Raw genomic sequence first — 20651 nt, forward strand, 5'->3', positions numbered from 1 at the left:
AGCCCATGGCCGACTCCTCCGTCACCGTTTCACCCGCCGTCGTGCCCGTCGGCGGGGGGCCGAACGCCGCGGTACGGGGCCCGGAACCGGCTCCGCCCGGGCCCCGGCCCGAAACCCGGCTGTCCCGCCCGGCCCCGCAACCGCGCCGTCGCTCGGCGGCCGCACTCGCGGCCGTACCACTGCTTGTCTTCACTGCGCTGTGCTTCGGCATCCCTGCGCTGGCCATGCTGAACGGCGCGTTCACCGCGCAGGACCCGACGACAGGCGCCTCGCACTACACCACCGCCAACCTCAGCGCCTCGCTGCACGGCGCCTACCTGACCGCGCTGGCCGGCAGCGTCAAACTTTCCGCCGTCTCCGCAGGTGCAGGCGCGGTGCTCGGGCTGCTGCTCGCGCAGGCCGTGGTCACAGCCCGGTTCCGGGCGCTGCGCGAGGCGGTGCTCACCGCTTCCGGGGTGCTGGCCAACTTCGGCGGGGTGCCGCTCGCCTTCGCCTTCGTCGCCACCCTGGGCAACGCCGGCGTGATCACACAGCACCTGCACCTGACCGAACACGGCTGGAGCCTGTACAGCTTCTGGGGCCTGGTGATCACATACCTGTACTTCCTGATCCCGCTGATGGTGCTCACCGTCGTGCCCGCGCTCGACGGCCTGCGGGTCCAGTGGCGGGAGGCAGCGCAGAACAACGGCGCCACCGCCTGGCAGTACTGGCGGTACGTCGCACTGCCCGTGCTGGCACCGTCGCTGCTGGGCGGCCTGGTGCTGCTCTTCGGCACCGCCTTCGCCGCGTACGCGACCGCCGCGGCCATGGTCGGCAGCTCGGTGCCGCTGGTCACCCTGCAGATCGCCGATGCCCTCTCCGGCAACGTCCTGGTCGGCCAGGCCAATACGGCGCTCGCGCTCAGCCTGGACATGGTTCTGGTGGCCGGTCTGGTGATGGCGGTGTACCGACCCCTGCAGCGACGGAGCGCCCGATGGCTCGACTGACCCGCCTGCGCGTCGGGCGGGGCCTGGTCCTCGCCGGCGCGGCGCTGTACTTCCTGGGGCCGCTGGCCGCCTCCGCGGTCTTCACCGTGGACGTCCCCGGCCAGGGCCTCACCCTGGGCGCGTACACCCGCATCGTCGGCGCCGACGGCTTCGGCGACGGCCTGCTGCTCTCCCTCGAACTGGCCGCCGCCACCATCGCCCTGGTGCTGCTCCTGGTGGTGCCCGCACTGCTCGCGGTACGGCTGGGAGTGCCCCGGCTGCGCCCGGTGGTCGAGGTGGTGTGCTCACTGCCGCTGGTGGTGCCCGCGGTCGCGCTGACGGCCGGGATCAGCACCGTCCTCAAGTGGGCGCCCGATCACCTGGCGCGCACCCCGTTCTTCGCGACCTTCGTTGCCATCCAGAACCCGGCCTTCCCCGTGGTGCTGGTGCTCGCGTACACGGTGATGGCGCTGCCGTTCGTACACCGGGCGCTCGATGCCGGGCTGAGCACGATCGACGTACGCACCCTGGTGGAGGCCGCCCGGAACTGCGGCGCCGGATGGCCGCAGACAGTGCTGCGGGTGGTGCTGCCCAACCTGCGGGCGCCGCTGCTGGCCGCGTCCTTCCTCACGTTCACCCTGGTGCTCGGCGAGTTCACCGTCGCGCAGCTGCTCGGCTTCCAGCCCTTCGCGGTGTGGATCGCCGGGATCGCAGGCGCCGACGCCCAGCTGTCGGTGGCCGTGTCGGTGCTCAGCCTGCTGCTCACCTGGCTGCTCCTGCTGCTGCTCGCGCCGGCCGGAGGGCGCCGCCGCACCGCTCGTACTCCCCGGAAGGGGGTCGTCTCCGCATGACCGATTCGCATACGACCGACCTCGGCTCGACCGACCGGACCCCGACAGAGGCCAGGGAGACCGGCGCCGCCCTCGAGTTCGTCGAGCTGCGCCGGTCCTTCGGCACCACCATGGCTCTCGACGGGCTGAGCCTCTCGGTAGGGCCTGGTGAACTGCTCGCCCTGCTGGGCCCGTCCGGCTGCGGCAAAACCACCGCGCTGCGGATGCTCGCGGGCTTCGAGCAGCCCGAATCCGGCCAGGTGCTGGTGGACGGCCGTGACGTCACCCGGGTGCCGGCGCACCGCCGCGACGCAGGCATGGTCTTCCAGTCGTACAGTCTCTTCCCGCACCTCAATGCCCGCGACAACGTCGCCTTCGGGCTGCGGATCCGCAAGGCGGGCGCGGCCGAGCGGCGGGCCCGCGCTGCGGAGCTGCTGGAGCTGGTCGGCCTGCCTGACCATGGCAACCGCTACCCGCACCAATTGTCGGGCGGCCAGCAGCAGCGCGTCGCGCTGGCCCGTGCGCTGGCGCTGAGGCCGCGGGTGCTGCTCCTGGACGAGCCGCTGTCGGCACTGGACGCCAAGGTACGGCTGACGCTGCGCGAGGAGATCCGCCGGCTCCAGCAGGACCTCGGCATCACCACCCTCTTTGTCACTCATGACCAGGAGGAGGCGTTGTCGATGGCCGATCGGGTGGCGGTGATGCGCGGCGGGCGGCTGGAGCAGTGCGCCCCACCCGTGGAGCTGTACGCGCACCCGGCGACCGCGTTCGTCGCCGAGTTCGTCGGCACCATGAACCGGCTGCCCGGCCGCGCGGCCGGCGAGGGCGAGGTCGAGGTGCTGGGCCGCCGGCTTCCGGTGGCGGGCGGGGCGGCGGCGGGCGCCGAGCTGGACGTGCTGGTGCGGCCCGAGGCCGTTGCCGTGCGGTCCGATGTCGACGGCGGGGCGAGGGTGGTGGCGGCGACCTTCCTGGGCGCGATGACCCGGCTGACCGTACGGCTCGCCGACGGCACCGAGATCAAGGCCGACCTGTCCACGCCTGACGCAGCCGCGCTCGGCGCGGGTGCGTCGGTCTCCGTGGCCCTCCCCGACCGACCGGTGCTGGTGGACTCCCGCCGCACCTCACAGAACATTCGCTGACGTTACGTCACTTTTGACCGGAAGGGCAGACCTTGCCTCCACACACCGCCGAGTCAGTCCGGCTGCAGGCCGTCCTCTTCGACATGGACGGCACCCTGGTGGACACCGAGTGGGTCTGGTGGGACGCCGTAGAGTCGGTCGCCTGCGGCCTCGGACACGCCCTCGGGGAGGCCGACACACCTCACGTACTCGGCCGATCCGTGGAGCACACCGCGGGCCACCTGCACCGCACCACCAGCGGGCGGGCACCCGCGGCGCACCTCGCCGACGAGCTCCTGAGGGAGTTCGCGGACCGGGTCGCGGCGCAGGTGGTGCCGCGACCCGGCGCCTTGGAGCTGCTGGACGCGCTCCGCGAGGCGGGCATCGCCACCGCGCTGGTGTCCGCGTCCCCACGCGCCGTGGTGGACACCGTGCTGACGACCATCGGGCGACACCGGTTCGGCGTCACGGTCGCCGTCGAGGACACCCCGCGCACCAAGCCCGCCCCCGACCCCTACCTCGCCGCCGCCGCGGCGCTGGGGGTGCCGCCGCGCGCCTGTGTCGCTGTCGAGGACACCGCGGTCGGCGCCGCCTCCGCGGAGGCGGCCGGTTGCCCGATCCTGGTGGTGCCGTCGCTGATCCCCGTACCGGCAGGGCCCGGGCGGCGTATCATCGCCAGCCTCGACCAGGCCGACCTGGCGCTGCTGCAGGACCTGGCGGCCCGGGCCGACAGACCGCCACCCCGGACCGCCTGACACATCACCCCATGACTGACCCGGGTCCTGGCCGCCGTCGGCGGCCAGGACCCGATCCGTATTGCTGCGCACCGACCACCCGGGAATCGGCTCGGCGCCGCATCGCGAAGGGATCTGCGCTCCCCCTGCGGGCCTGCTCCCAGCGTCGCCTCACCTCCCCTCGGCCGTCTCCCGCGGGTGGCGCCGACGCTGGTGCGGACCGCTGTCTCCGGGCTCGGCGAACTGCGGGGCCGCCCCGCGCAGCGTCCGCCGCCGCGCTCTTCCGGGAGCCGGTCGGGCGGCCCCGGCCGAGACGGGCTGCGGGCTGCGGGCTGCGGAAGCAAACAGCCGACTGCGGCCCCGGCGGTGTGCCGGGGCCGCAGTCGGCTCGGGTTCGGTGCGGCGGGAGCGTCAGTCGCGGGCAGTGAAGGCGTAGAGGTTGCCGTCCCAGGCACCGATCAGCAGCGTGTTACCGGTGACGGTCGGGGTCGACAGGATGGGAGCGCCGAGGTCCAGGTCCTGGAGCTTGGCGCCGGTGGTCTTGTCCAGGCCGTACAGATGGCCGTCAGTTCCGCCGATCCACAGCGTATTGCCGCTGATGGTCGGCGAGCCGACGAAGGCCCTGCCACTCTGGAAGTCCCAGAGCTTGGTGCCGGTGGTGGCGTCGAAGGCGCTTACGCGGCCGTTGGTGAAGCTGGCGTAGACGGTGTGGCCGTCGACCGCCGCAGAGCCACCGGGCTGGGCGGCGTCGTCCTTGGAGACTCCGGTGCTCTGGTAGCGCCACAGCTCCTTGCCGGTGGTGGCATCTCGGGCCAGGAGGTAGTTGCTCATCTCGGTGGTGAATACCCGTCCGTCGGCGACCACGGGAGTGGAGTGGTGGACGCCGCCGACGGCTCCGGCGGAGACGAGCTGCTTACCGGTGGTGGCGTCGTAGATACGCAAGCCACCGCGGCTGTCGTGGACGTAGACCTTGCCGTCGACCACGGTGGGGGTGCTGCTGTCCCACCAGCCGCTGTCCACCGGGGAGTTCCACAACTTCTTGCCGGTGGCGGTGTCCACGGCGACGAGGTGGCTGCCCGTGGTGGTGTAGCCGAGCCTCCGTGTGTGCATGCCGCCGACGCACAACCTGCACACCCTGATGAGCGCCTGGCAGGGCAGGGCGGGCTGAGTCAGTCAAAGAGGGCAACGAGCCAGTAGTGCCCCGGGCGGGGATCAGAGGGCGAACTTGAAGCCTTCGTGGCTGCGGGCGAAGCCCAGCGACTCGTAGAACCGGTGCGCGTCCGTGCGCCGCTTGCTGCTGGTCAGCTGCACCAGCCCGCACCCCCGCAGCCGGGCCCGGTCGACGGCCTGCTTCATCAGCTCCCGACCCAGCCCGCCGCCCCGCCGGTCCGCCCTGATCCGTACCGCCTCGATCAGCGCCCGCTCCTCGCCGTGCCTGCCGAGCCCCGGTATGTACGTCACCTGCAGGCAGCCCAGCACGGTGTCGCCGTCCACCAGCACCAGCATCTCGTTGCGCGGGTCGCTCTCGATGGCGGCGAAGGCCTTCTCGTACGCCTCGTCGACCACGACCGAGGCCGGGTCGACGACCCGCTCCTCGTCGGCGAGGAGCGCGAGGACGGCGGGCAGGTCGGGGCGGGTGGCGACGCGCAGGATCATGCCCCGGAGTCTGGCACGGGCGCCGGAGAGGTCAGCAGCCGGATATTGGTGCGGCCGCGTGACCGAGCGGCACGGCGTGCACCGCTACACACCCGTGCTCAGTCTGCGGGCCGGCGGGTAGCGGGCCAGGCGGATATTGCCCCGGCTCGCCGCCGTCCTTCTTGTCCTCGGGGGCGATGGAACGCCACTGGTACGCCGGGTGGCCCGCCGGCCTTCGACGGGACGGCGCCGAGCGGTCCGGGACGGTGACCGGCACGGGTACCGGGGAGAGCTCCATGCGCGTCAATCTCTTGGTTGTGTAAGGGAGTTGTCAGGGATCCCCGGGCGGCCGTTCACCGTCTGTTGCATGAACCAGGCGGCATCGGGCGAAAGCGTCTACGCTTGGGCGGCGTGAGTCCGACCGGCACATGAGGGTGGGAGAAGGTGCGTGCCCGAGCCCCTGACGCCGCCCCCCATTGCAGGCCGGACTGAAACCCGTCGCCCGAGGAGAACCACCTGATGTCCGCAGAGCGCCCCACCCTGCCGCCGGTACGGCTGCACACCGAGGCGGAGCTGGCACGGGACGCGCTCGTCGCGCCGCTGCTCGCCCGCGCAGTCCGGCTCGCCCGCTGGGCGGGACCGGAGACTCGGGTCGGCGCCGGTGGCGAACTCGTCGAAGCACAGCTGCCCGCGGCGGCCGAGCACCTCGGGCTGGCGGCGGACGAGGACGGCGCGGCGGAGGCCAGTGAGGCGTGGCGGCTCGCGGTCGACACCGGGCTCCTCGACGTCCACGACCCGGAGGGCGACTCGGAGGGGGACGACGCGGAGGGGACCGTGTCCGCCGGCGAGAATCTGGGGCTGCTGACCGGCGGCTCTCCGCAGGAGGTCCTCGCGATCTGGCTCGACGGCCTGGAGGCCGTGCACGCCGATGCCACCGCGCCCTTCTTCGACGACCTCGCCGACCTCGTCGGCGAGGACGGCTCGATCGATTTCGACGCCCTGGACTGGGACCCGGAGGCGGAAGCCGAATTCCTCGACGGCGTGCTCGGCAACCTGTACCTGCTCACGGTCGGCGACGGCAGCGGCAGCGAGGCACCCGTCCCGCTGCCCGCGCTCGCCGCGTCGATGATCGTGCCCGACGACATGGGTGAGCCCACCGACGACATCCTGGAGCAGGTGTCGGAGGCGATGATGCGCCTCGACGACCAGTTCCGGCTCCTCGAGCCGATCGGGCTCGTCGCCTACCGGCCGATGGACGAGGCGTTGCTCATCGAAGAGGGCGACCCGGCGGAGCCGCCCGCCGACGACGAGGACGTCAGCCGGTACGGCATGGTGAAGCTGACCCCCCTCGGTCTGTACGGCATCCGGGCCCGGATGCTGGAAGCCGGAGTCGACGCCCCCGCGATCGGAGATCTCGTCGACAAGGGCGCCGACGCGCTCCTCGGTGGCGTCGCGTACTACCCGGAGGCGGCGGCCCGCAGCGAGGTCGAGCAGTGGCTCGCCCGCCGCGGGGCGGACGGCGCCGCGGCCGAACTGCTGGACGCGGCTCGCGGCGCGGACCAGCAGGCCCCGCTCCGTCGGCTGCACTGCCAGCAGGCGCTCGCGCTGGTCGGCGCGGAGGCGGAGCCCGCAGTCCGCGCGGTGCTCGACGACCCGGAGCTGGGCGGCCTTGCCCGGGTCTGGCTCGCGGAGCACGGTGCGGCGGACGTGCCCCCGCCGCCGGAGTCGATGATCTTCTGGCTCGCCATCGACACGATTGCCGCGCAGTTGGAAGCGGCCGGTGACCTGGACGAGCTCCAAGGGCTGGTCGAAGGGCTGTCCGGCCGGCACAGCGGCTTCTTCGACCAGGCGTGGCGGGTGGAGCACCCGGCAACGGTGGACGTCCTGGAGGCGATGGGGCGGCTGCACGGCGACAAGAAGAAGGCGAAGGACGCCCGCAAGGCGGCGTTCAAGGCGCGGTCGCGGTCGGGCGGCTGAAGCCGGGCACGGCGGCCGAGGCGGGCGGCTGAGGGAATGACGGCGACAGGAACTCTGTGAAGGTTCACAGGAAGCGTGCCGTTCGAAGTCGCCGTCAGTTCAACTTCCGTTAGCGCAGGGGCGAGAGCGTGAGCCGGTAACCAACCCGCCCCAGCTGCTCCAGGAGTACGTGATGCCCTTCACGCGCAGGGAATTCACCAAGCAGTCCGCCCTCACCGGCGCCGGCATCGCCCTGACGGGTACCGTCGCCGCCCTGGCCACCGCCCCCGGCGCCCTTGCCGCCGAGGATTCCCGGCAGGGCAACGACGACGACCCCGGTCAGGTTCACAACGACGAGCCCGGCTACGGGCCGCTGGTCCCCGACCCGAAGGGCATACTCGCGCTTCCCGCCGGATTCTCGTACCGCATCATCACGCACAGCGGTGTCACCAAGCTGGACTCCGGCGAGTACACCCCCTCCAACCACGACGGCACGGCCACGTTCGAGGGCCCGCGCGGCGTCACCCTGCTGGTCAACAACCACGAGCTGAGCGGCACCCGGGCCGGCTGGAAGTACCCGGTCCCGCTCGCCGAGGGTCTCGTCTACGACCCGATCGCCGCCGGTGGCTGCACCGTCGTCGAGACCCGCCGCGACGGCCACACGGCCGAGTGGGTCGGCATCGCCGGCACGTCCACCAACTGCGCCGGTGGCGCCTCCCCGTGGGGCACCTGGCTCACCTGCGAGGAGACGGAGGACAAGGCCGGCAAGAACGGTCTGCTCAAGGACCACGGCTACGTCTTCGAGGTCGACCCGTACGACGAGCGCGCCAACCGCGACCCGCGTCCCATCAAGGCGTTCGGCCGGTACGCCCACGAGGCCGTCGTCATCGACCCCAAGCGCGGCCACGCCTACCTGACCGAGGACGCGGCCGGTCCCAACGGGCTGCTCTACCGCTGGGTCCCGCCGCACGGCTTCAAGCACGGCCGCGGCAAGCTGCGCACGCTCGCCGACGACGCCGGTGTCCTCCAGGCCACCAAGTGCTTCGACAGCAGTGGCCAGTTCGTGGACGACCTGTCCCGCGCCACGCAGATCGGCACCGTGTACGGCGTGGACTGGGTCGACGTCGTCGACCGTGACGCCAAGACCGTCTCCGTGCGCAAGCAGTTCGGCAACCAGGACGTCACCCGTGCCCGCAAGCTCGAAGGCATGTGGTGGGGCGACGGCGGCGCGTACATCGTCTCCTCGTTCGCCCGCGCGGAGAGCCCCGTCCAGCACGACGGCCAGGTCTGGTTCTACGACCCGAACCGCCGCACGCTGACGCTGAAGGTGCTCCTCGGGGTGAACGCCGACCCGTCGAAGGACGGCGCGTTCGACGGCCCGGACAACATCACCGTCTCGCCGTACGGCGGTCTGGTCATCGCCGAGGACGGCGAGGGCATCCAGCACCTCTTCGGGGCGACCGAGAGCGGCCGTACGTACCCGATCGCGCGCAACGAGCTGAACGCGGGCACGGCTGAGAAGCCGGAGTACAGCGAGTTCACCGGGGTCACCTTCTCGCCGGACGGGAAGACGCTGTTCGCCAACATCCAGACGCCCGGGATCATGCTCGCCATCACGGGCCCGTGGAAGCGCCAGCCGCGACAGTAGCGATAGCTCGTACGGGTGATCTGATTCGATTCCCGAAGCGGCACGCATAGGTGGACTTACCGTTCACCTATGTCGTGCGCCGCCTCTACCACGCGACGTCGCACACCTGGAATCTGGCCGGATACCGGGTCGGTCACGCCCCGTCGGGAAGCGCGAACCGCCACACCTTCGGAGGTCTTTCGGATGCGGCATTCCGCATGGTGCCCCTGCTGGAAGCGGGTAGGGACGCCGACTGGCCCTGGAATCGCTGATTACGAATCCGGCATCAGTGCGCCCCCAGGAGCGGTCGGGCATGGCGTCGGGCGTTCCCAGGGCGCATACTCAAGGTAATGAAACAGTCAGCCGGATCCCGGCGTCACCTGCCTTCCAGTCCCTTCAACCGCCCGGCCCAGGCGGCCCCACCGGTCGAATTGTTCGATGTGGGCGACAGGGTGTCGCATGACCAGTTCGGACTCGGTCGAGTCCTTGCCGTCGAGGGCGACAACGACGCAGTGCTCATCGACTTCTCGGGGCGACAGGGGAGGATCCTGAGCCCGTACTCCAAGCTGACCAAGCTCTGAGAGAGGCGGCGAGCGCGCGCAGTGTCCGCGTCCCCGTCACGCTCTACGGCTTCAGGGGCACCTGCACCCGCAGGTGCCCCTGAAGCCGTACCGGGGGCTTTTCGCGGCTCTACAGCGCCTGGGCGGCAGGCTTGACCATGCCGCGGACGGTGCGCGACTTCACGAAGTCGCCCATCGCCGTCATTTCCCACTCGCCGGAGAACTGCTTGATCAGCTTCGCCATCATCACGCCGGTCTGCGGCTCGGCGCCGGTCAGGTCGAAGCGGACCAGCTCCTCACCGGTCGCCGCGTCGGTCAGCCGGCAGTAGGCCTTGGCGACCTCGGTGAACTTCTGGCCGGTGAACGAATTGACCGTGAAGACCAGCCCGGTCGCCTCCGAGGGGATCCGGCCGAGGTCCACGACGATCACCTCGTCGTCGCCCGCGCCCTCGCCCGTGAGGTTGTCACCGGAGTGCTTGACCGCGCCGTTCAGGATGGAGAGCTTGCCGAAGTAGCAGCTGTCCAAGTGGTTCCGGTTGGGGCCGTAGGCGATCACCGAGGCGTCGAGGTCGATGTCCTTGCCGCGGAACGCGGGCTCCCAGCCGAGCCCCATCTTGACCTGCGAGAGCAGCGGGCGGCCACCCTTGACCAGGGACACCGTCTGGTTCTTCTGGAGGCTGACCCGGCCCTTGTCGAGGTTGATCTTGCCCGAGCCGGCGGGCGCCGGAGCGGCAGCGGGCGGCGCGGCCGGGACCGGGGGAGCGGCGATCCGCGGGTCCACGGGGGCGGCGGCGGGTACCGGGGGTGCGACCGGGGCGGGCGCGGCGGCCGGCTCCTCCTCGACCGAGACGCCGAAGTCCGTGGCGATGCCGGCCAGCCCGTTCGCATAGCCCTGGCCGACCGCGCGGGCCTTCCAGGCGCCGTTGCGGAGGTAGACCTCGATGACCACGAGCGCCGTCTCGGCGCCCAGCCGGGGTGGGGTGAAGGTGGCGAGGACGCTGCCGTCGTCCGCGTTGCGCACGGTGGCGGTGGGCTCGATGCCCTGGAAGGTCTGGCCGGCCGCGTCCGGGCTGGCCGTGACGACGATCTTCTCGATGCCGGGGGGCACCGCAGTGGTGTCCACCACGATCGCGTCCGGCGCCGTGCCGCCGCCTGAGCGGTAGGTCACGCCCGGGCCCGTGGGCTGGTTGTAGAAGATGAAGTCGTCGTCGGAACGCACCTTGCCGTCGACGGTGAGCAGCAGGCCCGAGACGTCGAGCCGCACCGGGGCGGCGACGTCCACCGCCACACGGGCGGCGGAGAGAGGAATGTTCGAGCCAGGTGTCATAGCGGTCATGCACGGGGTAACGAATGACCCGGCTTTGCCGTTCCCTTACCTTCGGCCGGGTTGGTTACGGGGGTGGCTGCGGGCCGCCCGCTCGTTGCCGTGCTTGTACGCGCCGGTCCAGCGGGCCATCACCAGCTGGGCGTCCCCGGACGCCACCTCGGCCAGGAACTTCTCCGCCCGGCTGCCGCTCAGGGTTCCTGCGGGGCGGCCGTGGTGGGTGAGGGTAACGCTCGCGTCGGCATGCTGCTCGTACAGGAATCCGGATGGTTTCGGCATGGATCCGCATCCTGCCCGGTGCACGGGTGCGGCGTCGCGCGAATATCCTGCCGCGCGTGGGCGAGCGCACCGCGTTCTGCGGACCACGGCCGCGCAGAACGGACAAGGAGCTGGGCCTCCTCCTGTTCTTCAGGGAGCCCGGTCCGTACCCCGCAGGCACGGCCGGACCCCTTCGTTCCTCCGGCATGGGCGGCACCCCCGGCACGCTGGAGCGCGACGCCGCCCACGCGGCCTCGCTCGGCGTGAACCAGCTGCGCCTGTACCACGCCGGGTTGGCATCCGACCCGGACATCGAGGCCGTCGCCGAGGCACTTTCACGCCTCGGTCGATGACGGACGCGGACCAGTGGGGGCGCCCGTCAGCCATCCCCAAGCTCTCAACTTCGTTCGAGCAGGGGAGAGCCCATTCGCCGGTCCGTGACCAGCAGGACCGCCGTCAGCAGGCCTGCCGCACCGACGAGTGGCAGCAGCACCCGGATGTCCAGCACCGCGACCAGCCCCGCGCCGAGCGCCAGCGCCACCGCGTTCGGCACCATCATCAGTGAGTTGGCGGTCGCGCTCGTACGCCCCAGCACGGCGTCCGGCGTCTCCCGCTGCACCGCCGTCATCGCGGCGATCAGTACACACGGCAGCCCCGCCCCGATCGCGGCGCTCGCGACCAGCGCCACCGCGTCGTACGGCAGCGCCCGCACCCCCACCGCCAGCGCGAACAGGGCGATTCCGGCCGCGGCGAACACCCGCTCCGGCAGTCGCCGCAGCAGCGGACCGGCAAGCAGCCCGACCGCGATCGACCCGCCGCCCTGCACCGCGTACAGCACACCCGCGTACGTGGGGGAGTGCCCGAGCCCGTCGTCGACGACCGCGTAGAGCGCGGCTCCGTTGAGCCCGGCGCACAGCATCGTCACCGCACCCGCCAGCACCAGCGGCCGCAGCACCGTCGACCCCCACACCTGCCGGATTCCCGCCGCCAGTTCGCCCCGCCGGTCCGTGCGGGCGGGCCGGGCCGGCTCCCGTACCCGCAGCAGTGCGTAGACCCCGGCGGCCAGGGCGAACGACGCCGCGTCGAGGAGCGCCACCGCGCCGCCGCCGAACCGCGCGTAGAGCCCGGCGCCGGTCAGTGGTGCGAGGAGCTTCATGCCCTCGTTCGCGATCATCCGGAACCCGTTGAAGTCGCCGAGCAGCCGGGGATCGACGGTGTGCGCGACGAGCGCCGACTCCGCCGCGTCCATCAGCACACCGCTCACCCCGTAGAGCACGAGCACCGTGAAGAGGAGCCAGATCCGCCCCGCCGAATCGATCGCGAGCAGCGAGGTGAGCAGCCCGGCCATGGCGAGATTCGCCCAGATCAGCAAGGGTTTGCGGGGCACCCGGTCGGCGACCGCGCCGAGTGCGGGACCGGTCAGCACGGGAAGCCACATGGCGAACACGGCGAGCGCCGCCAGACTGTCCGACCCGGTGAGGGACTTGACCCAGATCCCGCCGGTGAGCCACATCGCGGACGTCCCGAAGCCGGAGACCACCACCGCCGTCAGATACAGCCCGGCGTTGCGGTCCCGCAGCACCTTTCCTGCCGCCACCCCTGTCATCGCGCTCCCCGTACCTCGTCGACCTGCGGTTCCGTTACGGACTCATGCTGGCGACTAAGGACGGGCCGGGGCATCGGGCAGATGCCCTACACCGAGGTTGCCGGAACGCGGTCAACGGCCGCAGGACCGACCTGATCGCCGTCCACAATGCGGGCGTGCCCGCCGAGCAGCTCACCTCGGGCGCCGGCTGGACCCCGACCCTGCGCACTCGGATCGACAACCCGCGCGCCGTACCGGGCATCGTCGGCCCCGGCGCCGACCAGGGCTGCTGACCGACGGATCGTCAACAACCTGCCGGGACAGCGGTCGTTGCTCGTCCGCGGCCCACGGATTCCCCCGGTGCGGAGTGATCACAGGGCTGCGGCAAGCGGTTACTATGCCGCGTCGTGTCCATCGCACCACACCCGTCCGAGGGGATCCCGCTTTGCGTCACCCACTGCTTCCCGCCCTGTTCTGCACCGGGCTCGTCGCCGCCGCCAGCCTGCTCACCGGCACGGCCGCGACCGCCGCCGCTCCCATCCCGTCCGCCGGCCCCACCTCCGCCGCCGCCGAGGCGACTGCCCAGGCCACCGACGTACGCGAACGGCTGGACCGGATACCGGGCCTCACGGTCGTCTCGCAGACCACCAAGGAGGGATTCCCCTACTACACCCTCACGCTGACCCAGCCGATCGACCACCAGCACCCCGACCGCGGCACGTTCGAGCAGCGCCTCACGCTCTGGCACAAGTCCGAGACCGCGCCGATGGTCCTCTACACGGGCGGCTACTCGCTCTCCAGCTCCACCCGCGAGATCACCACGCTTCTCGGTGCCAACCAGGTCAGTATCGAGCACCGCTACTTCAGCCAGTCCCGCCCCGCGACGGTCGACTGGAACGACCTGAACGTCCAGCAGGAGGCGAGTGACGAACACGCCGTCGTCCAGGCCCTCAAGACGATCTACGGGGCCAAGTGGCTGGGCACGGGCGCGTCGAAGGGCGGGATGACGCAGGTCTACCACGAGCGCTTCTACCCGGACGACCTGGACGCCGTCGTCGCGTACGTCGCACCGAACGACGCCGCCAACAACGACGACAGCGGCTACGAGAACTTCTTCCAGACCGTCGGCACCCCCGAATGCCGGGCCGCCCTGAACGCCGTGCAGCGCGAGATGCTGGTCCGGCGGGATCGGATGCTGCCCCGCTTCGAGGCCACCGCCGAGAAGCAGGGCCTCACCTTCCAATACCTCGGATCGGCCGACCGGGCCTACGAATTCTCCGTGCTGGACCAGGTGTGGAACTTCTGGCAGAGCGGTACGTACGCCAACTGCCCGGCCATCCCTGACGCGAGTTCCGCCACCGACGACGAGCTGTACACCTGGTCGCTGGGGCACGGACTCAGCCCGTACGCCGACCAGGGCAACGGCGCCGAGGGCAGCGGACCGTACTACCGGCAGGCCGCCGCCCAGCTGGGCTGGGCCGACCTCAAGTTCAAGCATCTGGCCGACGTCCGCCACTACCCCGGCATCTATCAGCCCAACTCGGTGCTGCCCGCCGACATGCGGGTCGGGTACGACGGGCGCACCATCAAGGACGTCGACCGCTGGGTCGCCACTCGCGGCGAGCGGATGATGTTCGTCTACGGACAGAACGACCCGTGGAGCGCCGAGCGGTTCAAGCCGAGCAAGCACGACTCGATGCTCTTCGAGGCACCGAACAGCAACCATGGCGCCCTGATCTCCAAGCTGAAGCCCGCGGACCGGGCCGCGGCGGAGGCGACCGTGAAGCGGTGGGCGGGCCAGTGAAGGCCCACCCACCGCGGCCGGCCAGTGACCCCGGTCAGTCGTAGGTGATGTCCGAGGCGGTGCAGCGGCAGTACATACCGTCGGGGCCGCTGCCCGTCTCGGTCGGCTCGGCACCCGTGCTGGTGCCCGGGCCCCGTCGCAGCGGCGGCGCGGCCGAGCAGATCTGGCCGCCCTGGTGGTAGACGGAGGCGAGCACCTCATCCACCGCCTCCTCCGCGCGCTCCGGTGCGTACACGTCGCGCACCCACCCCGGCACCTCGACCGCGGAGCCGTGCACGTGCTTCAGCGCGGCCCGGTCGGTCCGGTCCAGTCCGTCGCGCGTGCGGGGGTCAGGAGGCGCAGAGGTCATGATCCGGATTCTGACCAGCCGCAGCCGGCCCTCCGCGCCCGGCTTTCTCACCCCTTGAGCGCCGCCTTCATCATCTTCTGTGCGATCGGCGCCGCCAGCCCGTTGCCGCTGACCTCCGAGCGGGCCGAGCCCGAGTCCTCCACGACCACGGCGACCGCGACCTCCTTGCCGGTGGACTTCGACTTCGCGTACGAGGTGAACCAGGCGTACGGCGTGTTGCTGTTGCCCACGCCGTTCTGCGCGGTGCCCGTCTTGCCGCCGACCTCCGCCCCGTCGATCCGGGCGTTGGTGCCGGTGCCCTGCTCGACGACGGTGACCATCGCGCTGCGCACCTGCTCGGCGGTCGAGGCGGAGACGACCCGCTTCGTGTCGCCGTCCGCGAAGTCCTGCAGGGTTTTGCCCTTGGAGTCCGTCACCTTCGACACCATGTGCGGGGCCGCCAGCTCACCGCCGTTGGCGAGGGCCGAGGAGACCATGGCCATCTGCAGCGGGGTCGCGGTGACCTCGAACTGGCCGATGCCTGTCAGCGCCGTCTGCGCCTTGTCCATCCCCGACGGGTAGAGGCTCTTGGAGGCGCGCACCGGGACGTCCAGCTTCTCCGTGTTGAAGCCGAACTTCTCGGCCATCGCCCGCACCTTGTCCTGGCCGAGATCGGCGGCGGCCTTCGCGAAGACGTTGTTGCAGGAGTACTGGAGCGCCGTGCGCAGCGTGGCGTTCTGGCAGGGTGCGGACGTGCTCTCGTTCCTCAGGACCGTGGTGGTGCCGGGCAGCGTGTACGGGTCGGGGCTGTCCGTGCGCTCGTCGACGGAGCTGTAGAGACCGTTCTCCAGCGCGGCCGACGCCACCACCAGCTTGAACGTCGAACCGGGCGCCAGCGGCTGCCGCAGAGCACGGTTGACCAGTGGCTTGTCCTGGTCGGAGAGCAGCTTCTTCCACACGTCGCCGTCGTTCGTCCCGCTGATCCTCGACGGGTCGTACGAGGGGGTGGAGACCATTCCCAGGATCTTCCCGGTCGCGGGGTCGATCGCGACGGCCGCGCCCTTGTCGTTGCCGAGCGCCTCGTACGCCGCCTTCTGCACATTCGGGTCGATCGTCGTCAGCACACTGCCGGGCGCGGTCTGCTTGCCCGTCACCACGTCGACGGGGCTCTTCAGCCGGTTGTCCGTTCCGTCGAGCACATGGCTGTAGATCCCCTCGAGCTGGGTGGCGCCGTACGCCTGCGAGCTGTACCCGGTGACGGCGGCATAGAGCTCGCCCTGCGTGTACGTGCGCTTGTACGCGAGATCGCTGCCCTGGGTCCTCTTCGATCCGGTGACCGGTGATCCGGCCACGATGATGTCGCCGAGCGGCTGCGCGTACTGCGCGATGATTTTCCGCCGGTTGTGGTCGTTGTCCGCGAGTGCCTGGGCCTGGTACGCCTGCACCCAGGTCGCCCGCCCCAGCAGGGCGAGGACCAGCAGCAGGCAGAAGACCGAGGTGTGCCTGATTGTTCTGTTCATCCCGCTGGAGGGACGAGCGACGGCGTCCGGCGCGTTCCCGTCTGTGCCGCTTCTCACCCATTCTTCATACTGCGCGCCACGGGGTATGGATCAGCCGGGCGTGATGAACCCCGACTCGTACGCCGCGATCACCGCCTGAGTGCGGTCCCTGGCTCCGGTCTTCGCCAGCACCGCCGCCACATGCGTCTTCGCCGTGGCCGGCCCCACCCGCAGCCGTTCCGCGATCTCCGCGTTGGCCAGCCCTGCCGCCATCAGCCGCAGCACGTCCGCCTCCCGTTCGGTGAGCCGGGCCACCCAGGGTGGTGCGGCGGACGCCTGCCGCCTGCCGTAATCGGCCGCCAGTCCCCGTACCGCAGACGGGAACAGCAGGGAGTCGCTGCGCGCGATCAGCCGCACCGCCTGGACCAGGTCTTCGGCCGCCGCGCGCTTCAGCAGGAAGCCCGCGGCTCCGGCGCGCAGGGCGTCGTACACATAGGAGTCGTTCTCGAAGGTGGTGACGACGACGATCCGCGGGGGCGCGTCGAGCGAGGCGAGGATCTGCTCGGTGGCGCGGATCCCGTCGATCTCCGGCATCCGTACGTCCATCAGCACCACATCGGGGCGCAGCTCCCGCACGACGGAGACGGCCTCGGCGCCGGTCGCCGCCTCGCCGACGACCCGCAGGCCGGGTTCGGCGTCGAGGATGACGCGCAGGGCTGTGCGGACCATGCGTTCGTCGTCGGCGACCACGACCCGGATGTCGGTGTTCATTGCTTCTCCTGTGCGGGGATGTGCAGGGGCAGCCGGGCGGTCAGCCGCCACCTGTCGTCGTCGTGCGGTCCGGCCTCGGCGCTGCCGCCGAGCAGGACGGCCCGTTCGGCGATGCCGCGCAGCCCGCGGCCGCCGCCGGGCCGCACCACCGGTGCCCGCCCGGACAGCGGGTCCCGCCCGGACAGCGGGTTGTCCAGAGTGATCGCCAGCTCCTTGTCGCACACCGCGATCCGCAGCTCCACCGGTGCCGCCCGCCCGCCGTGCCGCAACGCGTTGCTCAGCCCCTCCTGCACGATCCGGTACGCCTCACGGGACACGGCGGCGGGGGCCGTGCCCGGATCGCCCCGGGTGACGTACGACACGGGGACCCCGCAGCGGGCCAGCAGCCCGTCCAGCGCGTCGAGCGCCGGTCCCGTCAGCCCGTCATCCCCCTCGTCCCCCTGTCGCAACAGGCCCAGCACGGAGTCGAGTTCACCGACCGTGCGCCGGGTGGTCTCCTCGATCGCGGTCAACGCCTCGCGTACGAACTCCGGGTCGCTGTCCAGCACCCGGCGGGCCGCCCCCGCCTGGAGCGTCACGGCGCTGAGCGCGTGGCCGACCGAGTCGTGCAGCTCCCGGGCCAGCCGGTTGCGGACCGCCAGGTCGGCCGCCCGGCGTTCGGCGGCGGCCAGCCGGTCGTCGGGGGTCGGGCCCAGCAGCACCGGAGCGCGGCGGGCCAGCAGCGCCCCGGCCGCCGCCGCGCAGCCGGCCAGGGCGACCAGCATCGCAAGACCGGCGAACGGCGCCAGGGCCAGCAACCACGGCCGGGTCAGTGCCCGGGGCAGATCGACCACCGCCGAGTTCCGTACGGAGGAGAGGAACGGCAGCGTCATCACGGCCACAGCGAAGGGTGTCAGTGCCAGCGTCATCCCGCTGATGACGGCGCCGAGCGCCAGATGCAGCGTGAACCAGCCCGCGGTCCGTACCCTCGCCTGCCGGGTCCTGGCCGGACCGTCGGCGAGCCGCTCCGCGGGGACACCGCACAGGGCGCGGACCGCGGCCACCGACAGCGGCCGGGCGAGCGGGAAGAGACCGGTGACCGCGGCCATCGGCAGGGCGTACGCGAACGCGGTCAGTTGCAGCGGCAGCGAGTTGAAGGCGTTGCCGTCGCGGTTGTACATGGAGACGATCACGGTGCCGACCAGGAAGTACGGCATGAGCAGCGCGCCGCCGATGATCAGATGCAGCCAGCGCAGCCGGGCCTGCCGGCCGAGGAGCAGGGTCACGCGGACGGCCCGGACGGCTTCGTCGCCGCAGCGCGTTCCGCGAAGAAGTAGGCGCCCAGGGTGGCGACCAGGATCCCGACCAGCATCTGCACAGCGTAGGTGAGTTGCATCCCGGCCGCGGGCCGGTCGGCGATGTCGTCGACCGGGCCCAGCGCGACGAGGCACAGATAGCCGCCCCAGCAGCCGAGCACCCCGGAGCCGCCCCAGGCCAGCGCGAGCGGCACCTTGAGGGCGAGCGCACCGCGGCGGCGGAGGGCGAGCAGCAGGACACCGGCGACGGTGACGGCCGTGAACACCGTGTAGACCACTTCGAGGGCGTAGAAGTCGCTCGTACGGTCCGCGATCCGGGTCTCGTTCAGACCGGCGGTCGATCCGGTCGCCCAGAGGAGATGGACGGTGCCGGGCACGAGCGCGAGCAGTGAGGCCACGACCGCGACGACCCGCAGCGCCGGTCCGGTCGGGCTCGGTGGCAGGTCGCTCAGCGTGCCCTGCCACAGATGACCCCAGCGTTCCCTGGCGTACAGGACGAACAGGGCGCCGAGGGTCAGGCCCTGGACGATGAAGCCGGTGTAGACGACGCCGTAGACCCACTCGTCGAGGAAGGGGCGCCCGTCTCCGCCGGACCCGGCGGTCGTCCCGCCGAACGCCCTCACCAGCAGTTGCAGCGGGAAGCCGGTCATGATCGGAAGCAGCAGCCCGGTCGCCACCCACATCGGCACGGTGAGCAGCCAGGCCGGGACCCGTCGCCCCCATGCCTGGGTGAGCAGCAGGGCGAGGACGACGACCGTGCAGTCCAGCAGTACCGACGCGCTGTTGGCGACGAGCATCGCGGTGCGGTGGTCGAGCAGCGCGCTGCCGGCGGGGACACCGACGTGACTGCCCGCGATCCAGGCCGCCTTGAGCGAGACGTACGGCAGGCAGGCGGCGATCGCGACGGCGCGGAGCACGGCGCGGGCCCGGCCGGTGGGCGCGGGCGGCGCCGATGCGGTCCGGGTGGCCGGCGACGTCGGTGTCTGTGTCATGTCATCCACGCTCGCGCGCCTCGTCCGCCCGCGCGTCCTGCCCGGCGACGATCCGTCTCCGCCGCGCGGCGGAGACGGGCCTCACCCGCCGCTCAGTCCAGCGTGAAGAGCAGTTCGTCGGTCGGTTCGCCGCGGGCGTGCGCGAAGCCCCGGTCCTTGCCCGTGACGGTGAACCCGCACTTCTGCAGCACCCGCACCGAACCGGCGTTGTCGGCCGCCGCCCGGGCGTGCAACGGCCGTTCCGGTACGGCGTTCAGCAGCGCCCGGAGCGCGGCGGTCGCGAGCCCCCGGCCCCAGTGCGCCCGGTCGATCCAGTACGTGACCTGCCGGTCGCCCTCGGACCCGTACACCCCGGCGTTGCCCACCACCTTGCCGTCGGCAAGCACCGTCCGCATCACCACGGTGCGACTGTCCAGGATCCGCGCCCAGTGGGCCTCGAACGCGGGCCGGTCGCCAGGGTCCTCACTGGTGAACGCGGCTGTCCGGACCGACTCCGGATCGGACATGTACGCGAAGAAGAGCGGCACATCGCTGTCGCGCACCTCGCGCAGCGTCACCTCGGGCGTGCCCACGGGTCAGAGCCTCCGGGTGGCGAGCGTGAGCCGGTCCCGCGCGTCGAACAGCGCGTCCTTGACCATCTGCTCGTGCGCCGGGGTGAGCCGGGCGACCGGCACCGAGCAGCTGATCGCGTCGCGCGCCGGCGTCCGGTACGGGATCGCGACGCCGAAGCAGCGCAGCCCCAGGGTGTTCTCCTCGCGGTCCACCGCATACCCCTGCTCGCGGATGAGGTGCAGTTCCTCGATCAGCTTCTCGCGGTCGGTGAGGGTGTGCTCGGTCAGCGCGGGCAGCGTCTCCGGCAGCATCTTGCGGACCTGCTCGTCGCTGTGGGTGGCCAGCAGCGCCTTGCCGAGCGAGGTGGAGTGGGCGGGGAGCCGGCGGCCGACGCGGGTGAAGGGGCGCAGATGGTGCTGGGACTGGCGGGTGGCGAGGTAGACCACGTTCGTACCGTCGAGACGGGCGAGGTGGATGGTCTCCGTGGTGTCGTCGGAGAGCCGGTCGAGCGTCGGGCGGGCGGCCGCGACGACCTCGTCGCCGTCGATGTACGAGGTGCCGACCAGCAGCGCCCGGACGCCGATGCCGTACCGGGTCCCTGTCGCATCGGTCTCCACCCAGCCCAGCTCGACCAGGGTGCGCAGCAGCATGTAGAGGCTCGACTTGGGGTAGCCGACGGCCTCCTGCACGGCCGCCAGCGAATGCATACCGGGACGCCCGGCGAAGTACTCGAGCAGCTCCACCGTCCGTACCGCGGACTTGACCTGTGCCCCGCCTGACTCGGCAGCCGACATCGCACTCGCCCCTTCCAGCCCACT

21 protein-coding genes and 1 pseudogene are annotated in these 20651 nt (G+C 71.5%); 10 read left to right on the forward strand and 12 right to left on the reverse strand.

Annotated features, from left to right (window positions below):
* Positions 1-5: 5 nt before the first annotated feature.
* The 4 genes from OH809_RS32135 to OH809_RS32150 all read left to right on the forward strand — a co-directional run bounded on the left by OH809_RS32135 (position 6) and on the right by OH809_RS32150 (position 3668).
* Complete coding sequence (locus OH809_RS32135) at positions 6-986, forward strand: ABC transporter permease (RefSeq protein WP_406418322.1); 981 nt, start codon at positions 6-8, stop codon at positions 984-986.
* A complete protein-coding gene (locus OH809_RS32140) occupies positions 974-1816 on the forward strand; it encodes an ABC transporter permease (RefSeq protein WP_406418320.1) in 843 nt (280 codons plus the stop codon). The genes OH809_RS32135 and OH809_RS32140 overlap by 13 nt, the downstream gene beginning before the upstream one ends.
* A gap of 110 nt (positions 1817-1926) precedes the next feature.
* The gene (locus OH809_RS32145) at positions 1927-2934 is read left to right on the forward strand and encodes an ABC transporter ATP-binding protein (protein WP_406424865.1); all 1008 of its coding nucleotides are present in this window, start codon (positions 1927-1929) and stop codon (positions 2932-2934) included.
* Between the two features lie 32 nt (positions 2935-2966).
* A complete protein-coding gene (locus tag OH809_RS32150; protein WP_406418318.1) occupies positions 2967-3668 on the forward strand; it encodes an HAD family hydrolase in 702 nt (233 codons plus the stop codon).
* A gap of 390 nt (positions 3669-4058) precedes the next feature.
* Here OH809_RS32150 and OH809_RS32155 read toward each other — a convergent pair whose 3' ends face one another.
* A complete protein-coding gene (locus OH809_RS32155; protein WP_406515985.1) occupies positions 4059-4757 on the reverse strand; it encodes a PQQ-binding-like beta-propeller repeat protein in 699 nt (232 codons plus the stop codon).
* A 102-nt stretch (positions 4758-4859) separates the two neighbouring features.
* Positions 4860-5303: a GNAT family N-acetyltransferase gene (locus OH809_RS32160; RefSeq protein ID WP_359113325.1), complete on the reverse strand. Its 444-nt coding sequence runs from the start codon at positions 5301-5303 to the stop codon at positions 4860-4862.
* Positions 5304-5801: 498 nt separating this feature from the next.
* On the opposite strand from OH809_RS32160, the gene OH809_RS32165 reads away from it, so the two are divergent.
* From OH809_RS32165 to OH809_RS32175, 3 genes are all read left to right on the forward strand, one after another.
* Positions 5802-7259, forward strand: a complete 1458-nt coding sequence (locus OH809_RS32165; protein WP_406418312.1) for a hypothetical protein — start codon at positions 5802-5804, stop codon at positions 7257-7259.
* Positions 7260-7431: 172 nt separating this feature from the next.
* Positions 7432-8886 carry an alkaline phosphatase PhoX gene (locus tag OH809_RS32170; RefSeq protein ID WP_406418310.1) on the forward strand — a complete coding sequence of 485 codons (1455 nt, stop codon included), beginning with the start codon at positions 7432-7434 and terminating at the stop codon, positions 8884-8886.
* A gap of 329 nt (positions 8887-9215) precedes the next feature.
* Positions 9216-9446, forward strand: coding sequence for a hypothetical protein (locus OH809_RS32175; RefSeq protein ID WP_037711258.1), 231 nt, complete (start codon positions 9216-9218; stop codon positions 9444-9446).
* A gap of 109 nt (positions 9447-9555) precedes the next feature.
* Here the strand turns inward: OH809_RS32175 and OH809_RS32180 are convergent, their stop codons facing one another.
* Together OH809_RS32180 and OH809_RS32185 are read right to left on the reverse strand one after the other, a co-directional pair.
* A complete protein-coding gene (locus OH809_RS32180) occupies positions 9556-10761 on the reverse strand; it encodes a TerD family protein (protein ID WP_406418308.1) in 1206 nt (401 codons plus the stop codon).
* Between the two features lie 36 nt (positions 10762-10797).
* Entirely contained in the window at positions 10798-11028 is a 231-nt protein-coding gene (locus OH809_RS32185) for a hypothetical protein (RefSeq protein ID WP_406418306.1), read from the reverse strand.
* A gap of 56 nt (positions 11029-11084) precedes the next feature.
* Between OH809_RS32185 and OH809_RS32190 the strand changes: the two genes are divergently transcribed.
* Positions 11085-11360, forward strand: a complete 276-nt coding sequence (locus OH809_RS32190; protein WP_406425472.1) for a hypothetical protein — start codon at positions 11085-11087, stop codon at positions 11358-11360.
* 44 nt (positions 11361-11404) lie between these two features.
* On the opposite strand, the gene OH809_RS32195 is transcribed toward OH809_RS32190, so the two are convergent.
* Positions 11405-12613: an MFS transporter gene (locus OH809_RS32195; protein ID WP_406418304.1), complete on the reverse strand. Its 1209-nt coding sequence runs from the start codon at positions 12611-12613 to the stop codon at positions 11405-11407.
* A gap of 104 nt (positions 12614-12717) precedes the next feature.
* Between OH809_RS32195 and OH809_RS32200 the strand changes: the two are divergent.
* A pseudogene (locus OH809_RS32200) lies at positions 12718-12885 on the forward strand (pectate lyase); the annotation flags it as partial.
* A gap of 152 nt (positions 12886-13037) precedes the next feature.
* On the forward strand, positions 13038-14396 hold the full coding sequence (locus OH809_RS32205) for a S28 family serine protease (RefSeq protein WP_406515986.1): 1359 nt from the start codon (positions 13038-13040) through the stop codon (positions 14394-14396).
* 34 nt (positions 14397-14430) lie between these two features.
* On the opposite strand, the gene OH809_RS32210 is transcribed toward OH809_RS32205, so the two are convergent.
* From OH809_RS32210 to OH809_RS32240, 7 genes are all read right to left on the reverse strand, one after another.
* Positions 14431-14745 carry a hypothetical protein gene (locus OH809_RS32210; protein ID WP_406418300.1) on the reverse strand — a complete coding sequence of 105 codons (315 nt, stop codon included), beginning with the start codon at positions 14743-14745 and terminating at the stop codon, positions 14431-14433.
* 47 nt (positions 14746-14792) lie between these two features.
* Entirely contained in the window at positions 14793-16244 is a 1452-nt protein-coding gene (locus OH809_RS32215; protein ID WP_406418298.1) for a peptidoglycan D,D-transpeptidase FtsI family protein, read from the reverse strand.
* Positions 16245-16334: 90 nt separating this feature from the next.
* Complete coding sequence (locus OH809_RS32220; protein ID WP_406418296.1) at positions 16335-16994, reverse strand: response regulator; 660 nt, start codon at positions 16992-16994, stop codon at positions 16335-16337.
* Complete coding sequence (locus OH809_RS32225; RefSeq protein ID WP_406515987.1) at positions 16991-18259, reverse strand: sensor histidine kinase; 1269 nt, start codon at positions 18257-18259, stop codon at positions 16991-16993. The genes OH809_RS32220 and OH809_RS32225 overlap by 4 nt, the downstream gene beginning before the upstream one ends.
* Positions 18256-19281, reverse strand: a complete 1026-nt coding sequence (locus OH809_RS32230) for a hypothetical protein (RefSeq protein ID WP_406418292.1) — start codon at positions 19279-19281, stop codon at positions 18256-18258. The genes OH809_RS32225 and OH809_RS32230 overlap by 4 nt, the downstream gene beginning before the upstream one ends.
* Positions 19282-19373: 92 nt before the next feature.
* Positions 19374-19853 (reverse strand): GNAT family N-acetyltransferase, encoded by a 480-nt coding sequence (locus OH809_RS32235; RefSeq protein WP_406515988.1) that lies wholly within the window; start codon positions 19851-19853, stop codon positions 19374-19376.
* A 3-nt stretch (positions 19854-19856) separates the two neighbouring features.
* Positions 19857-20627 (reverse strand): IclR family transcriptional regulator, encoded by a 771-nt coding sequence (locus OH809_RS32240; protein WP_406418288.1) that lies wholly within the window; start codon positions 20625-20627, stop codon positions 19857-19859.
* Positions 20628-20651 lie beyond the last annotated feature (24 nt).

This window comes from Streptomyces sp. NBC_00873 (assembly GCF_045207415.1).
Classification (GTDB): Bacteria; Actinomycetota; Actinomycetes; order Streptomycetales; family Streptomycetaceae; genus Streptomyces.